The organism is Brachybacterium sp. FME24, from assembly GCF_014897705.1.
Lineage (GTDB): Bacteria > Actinomycetota > Actinomycetes > Actinomycetales > Dermabacteraceae > Brachybacterium.
In genome coordinates this window covers 1-4,239 of record NZ_JABUXV010000042.1, presented here as the reverse complement: position 1 = coordinate 4,239, position 4,239 = coordinate 1, and the positions used below count along the sequence as shown (strand labels likewise).

Genomic DNA, 4,239 nt, shown 5'->3' with positions numbered 1-4,239 from the left:
TGATGTGCTGCGGTGGGCGGAAGAGTTCAACAAGTCCTCGGAGACCCCCGAAGGAGCGCAGTACTTCGTCGCACTTCGCAGCGCGCACCCAGTCGAGTTCCCTGGCGACAAGCCCGGCACGGATCTTGTCTGGCTCACCCCACCCCCCGAGAGCATCTTCGATTGAGTAGCGCTCGCGTCGGGGAGTATTCCGGCGCCTCCTGGTGCTGAATGCCAGTACGCTCCAAGCATCAGCCCATTTCGCGCGAGAGGTTTGCCATGTGGCCCTTTCGTAGGGAGCGCCCGAATCGGCCGAACAGCCCCCGCCGAGTCCTGCTCATGTTCCGTGAGGTGTCGACCTGTGACCCCACCATCTTCGGGCCGAACAGGCCACTGATCGGAGCGCACCTGCGCGAGCAAGACGCCATCGCGACCGACGGGCTGTACCCCGGCTTCGGCGTGCACTGGATCGATTTCGACATCACCGAAGACCCCGGCACGCCCGCACAGCCGTTCGTGTGGGTCGCCGTGAAGGCCGACAAGCTCCAAGAGAGGCCCGAGGACGACACGGACCCGGTAAAAGTCTTCGGCACGCTGGAGTCTGGACGTGCCTGGATCGCTACCCGCGCCCGCCACGGACACCTGCACCGCCTCTGGCGAGTCCCACTCGGCCAGGCAGACCCCGAATACCCTGTCTGGACCGACGAGACAAACGGATCTCTGGCTCGCGAGCCCTGAACGCAGAAAAGCGCCCCTACCCGGACCGTGGGAACCAGGCGCGGCTGGCAGGCCATGGGGCGCAGCCGGCCTTTCCGATATATGGTGCCCAGAGCATCGAACCTCCCCTGTGCGTAGATCTCAAGGCGGGTAAGCAACGGAGCGAAACCTGCTACTCATCAGCCGGAGGCTCGGGACTGACGCACAGCGAGGCATCACGCACGGCGTCACGAGGTGCGTCCCGAACTGGGCACGCCAGCAGGACAGTTACTAGATGGTTTTTACGGTTTTCAATAGGGCCTAAAGCGGGCTTTTGCGACAGATCTGTCGCACTGCGTCTACCCAGGGATGCATAGGCCCGCTGCGAGATTCAGGGCATACTGACCGTCATGGCCAGCCGAGTCCCAAAATTCGTTGCTTCCGGAGCCCTCGTGCTCATTGTGATGTCTGGTTGCGCGAGTGAGCGCGATCGTGGAGTTGAGGCCGAAACATGCGTCTCGTGGGCAGACCTGTCAGATCCCCAGGTAGCTTTCGACGAGGCAGATGCCGTGATCATCGGTCGATCAAGCGCCTCTACAGAGGTGACGAACATGTTCGGGCTCGATGCCGCTGTGCACAACGTGGACGTGTTGCGAGTCCTCAAGGGAGACCTGGCAGACACGGAAGCGGTCGCCTCCATCCCGGAGACATGCACTGACGGCGCGCCTTACCCGAACGGTGACCCTCTGGATGCTGAAGAAGATCTGATTCTCTTCCTGACCAAGCAAGATGGCGACACCCCGTGGTCAACGATGACTCCACTTGACGGTGCGCAACCCGCACCAAAAGACGGGTCTCTCCCGTTCGAAGTCCCCGCCACCGCTAGCAGCTAAACCCGACTGACAGCTCACCGCCCAGTAGTTTCAGTAGTCAGACTGCATGGAGGCTGGGAACCGCTTACTATCCGGTGGTGACGTCACTTCTTCCCCCCGCGAGCGCCCCGGCCGCATCCCTTACGGTCGGCCCCCGCGAGCGGCTTGCGCGCCTGGTGAACCCTCCTCGCCTGAATGGTCTGGACATCGCCCGGGGTCTCGCGATCCTCGGTATGGTCGCCGCTCACCTCGGCGACTTTCCTCTCTTTGCCTGGAGCGATCCGTTCAGCTACCTGAACATCGTGCACGGCAACTCCTCGATCCTGTTCGCCGTCCTCGCCGGAATCTCCATCGCCTTGCTCACCGGCCGCGAACGCATCCCCGAGCCCGAGGACCTGCCCCGCCTGCGGCTGGCTCTTGTTGGCCGCGGGGCCGCGATCTTCTCGATCGGGCTCGCGCTCGAGCTCCTCGGCGTGGGCATCGCCGTGATCCTCACTTTCTACGGCCTCCTGTATGTCGCAGCGATCCCCGTTCTGCGCCTGCGACCCTCACGCCTCATCTTGTGCGCGATACCCCTCGCGCTGGTCGGTCCGGTCCTGATCGCGCTCCTGGAGACGCTCTCCCTGGGTGCTTCCGGCGCCGGCAGCAACCTCCTCATGGTCGGGATCTACCCGCTCACGACCTGGGCGCCTCTGATGCTGGTCGGCATGGCCCTGGGACGCCTCCCCTTGACCCGCCCCCGCATCGCAGGCCTGATCACCGCGATCGGCGCGACCCTCGCGATCATCGGCACCCTCCTCGGCCTCGCCCTCAGCGCAGCCTTAGGAGTCCTGCTCCCGGAGTACCAGGACTACTCCTCGTGGAGCTCAACCGGCTACTCGAGCTCGTGGGAATCCAGCTCGAAAGGCTCCACGGGGTACGAGGACGAAGTGCCGATGGTGCCCTTCGAGGAAATCGACGGAACCGGACTGCTCTGCTACCCCGCAATGCCGTATGACCCCACCGTGTACTGCGAACCCCAGGACTACGACGAAACCTGGATCGACGAAAGCAGCTCATCCTCGAGCTACTGGGACGACTACGGCGCTGACTGGAGCACCTACCCCGAGCGCCTCTCCGACATGGCACCCCTTCCGATGCTGATCAGTTCAGTGATATCCACTACCCCGCACTCAGGGTCCGTGCTGGAGATCTTCACCTCGGGCGGACTCGCTCTGTTCGTCATCGGCGCCTCGACACTTCTCTCACGCCCCCTGCGATGGGTACTCCTGCCCCTGTCCGCCATCGGCGCGATGCCCCTGACCGCCTACACCCTCCACGCCCTCGTCATCCTCGCGCTCACCGGACCCGCCGGCTACCTCACCAGCAACCCCGCTTGCCTACTCCTCATCCTCGGCCTCGCCATCGCCTGCACCACATGGGCCGCGTTCCTCGGCCGGGGCCCTCTCGAGCGCTTCACCGCCCGATCCGCCCGCTGGCTCTCACCCCAACCCACCCCACACCACCGAACAGAAACAGCCACCACCGCCACCGACCCGCACCAACGAGATTGACATGAAGAGACGTGTCACGCGCGGCATCGCGACAGACGTCCCGAACTGGGGCACCCCAGCAGGACAGTTACCAGCGGGTTCTTTACGGTTCCCAATAGGGTCCAAAGATGCACTTTTGCGACAGATCTGTCGCACTGGGTATACCCAAAAGCAACATCGCACACGTCGCGCTTGGCCGAACACCTCGGCCTCTGCGACCAGGAGGTTAGATACCAGGGAGATGGATCAGTCCAGCCGGGGTCGCCCTGAAGCCGCAAGACTCAAGATAGAACGGCTCGAGCTGAGGTTCAAAGTCAACGAACATCCACTCGCATCCCGCTGCCTTAGCTTGGTCGACAGCGCATCGCACGACGGCCGTCCCAAGGCCATGGCGCTGATGACTTGGGCGCGTCTTGGTGTCGATCAGGAACGCGTGATCCCCACCATCCCAGGCAACGTTCACGAACCCCACCAGGAGACCGTCTTGATCGCGGGCCACAACCCAACCTAGAGAGTGCCTGCTCACCCGATCCCACCAGCCGGGTGCCGGCGCTCCACCATGCGAACGAGTGAGCTCCACAATCTCTGCATCTGCAACAGGCAATCGCCAGCCGATCTCGACGTCCTCATTATCCATGTCATCAATCATGCATCGGTCTCGGTGGCGAAGGAAGGGAAACAGCGCCAGCCGCGCGAAGTAGGAATGTTGCGCCAAGCGGGACAGCTTTAAAGCACGGATGCGTCACCTTGAGCAGCATCCTGTGCAACGCTTACGCCCCCGTACCTCACCCCGTGCCACAGGGCCCAAAACGGAAATTTTATGGCAGATCTGCGCCTTGGGGTATACCCCAAGGCGTCAACCTGCTGCGCTGGGCGGCAATGTCCCGACCTCATCTATCCATCCGGCGCTTCGCCTGTCGGGCGGATCGCCGACCTAGTGCGTGCCAGATCGCGACCCCTTGCTGAGGGGTGAGGTCGCGTGGTCAAGTCCCTGGAAGTGGTGTAGCGGTCCTTCGGTGAGAGCGGTCAGGCTGTCAGGGCCGGCAGGGCTTCGGTGGTCACCTCCTCCACGGGGTTGGTGGTGATGGTCAGGCGGCAGCGGGCCAGGACGTCGAGGCCGAGGTAGCGGCGTCCTTCGGCCCATTCATCGGTCTGTTCTG

General features: G+C 63.4%; 4 protein-coding genes and 1 pseudogene. 3 read left to right on the top strand and 2 right to left on the bottom strand.

The window, feature by feature from the left end:
- Positions 1-330 precede the first annotated feature (330 nt).
- The 3 genes from INT51_RS21860 (at position 331) to INT51_RS21850 (ending at position 3,100) form a co-directional block, all read left to right on the top strand.
- Complete coding sequence (locus INT51_RS21860; RefSeq protein ID WP_193107497.1) at positions 331-717, top strand: hypothetical protein; 387 nt, start codon at positions 331-333, stop codon at positions 715-717.
- Positions 718-1,085: 368 nt separating this feature from the next.
- Positions 1,086-1,568 carry a hypothetical protein gene (locus tag INT51_RS21855; RefSeq protein WP_193107496.1) on the top strand — a complete coding sequence of 161 codons (483 nt, stop codon included), beginning with the start codon at positions 1,086-1,088 and terminating at the stop codon, positions 1,566-1,568.
- 77 nt (positions 1,569-1,645) lie between these two features.
- Positions 1,646-3,100 carry a heparan-alpha-glucosaminide N-acetyltransferase domain-containing protein gene (locus tag INT51_RS21850; RefSeq protein ID WP_193107495.1) on the top strand — a complete coding sequence of 485 codons (1,455 nt, stop codon included), beginning with the start codon at positions 1,646-1,648 and terminating at the stop codon, positions 3,098-3,100.
- Between the two features lie 205 nt (positions 3,101-3,305).
- Here INT51_RS21850 and INT51_RS22790 read toward each other — a convergent pair whose 3' ends face one another.
- Together INT51_RS22790 and INT51_RS21840 are read right to left on the bottom strand one after the other, a co-directional pair.
- Complete coding sequence (locus INT51_RS22790) at positions 3,306-3,716, bottom strand: GNAT family N-acetyltransferase (protein WP_193107498.1); 411 nt, start codon at positions 3,714-3,716, stop codon at positions 3,306-3,308.
- 389 nt (positions 3,717-4,105) lie between these two features.
- A pseudogene (locus INT51_RS21840) lies at positions 4,106-4,239 on the bottom strand (IS256 family transposase); the annotation flags it as partial.

Coding starts and splice junctions, on each gene's coding strand:
- INT51_RS21855 (WP_193107496.1), top strand. CDS start 1,086: ATGGCCAGCCGAGTCCCAAAATTCGTTGCTTCCGGAGCCCTCGTGCTC.
- INT51_RS22790 (WP_193107498.1), bottom strand. CDS start 3,716: ATGGATAATGAGGACGTCGAGATCGGCTGGCGATTGCCTGTTGCAGAT.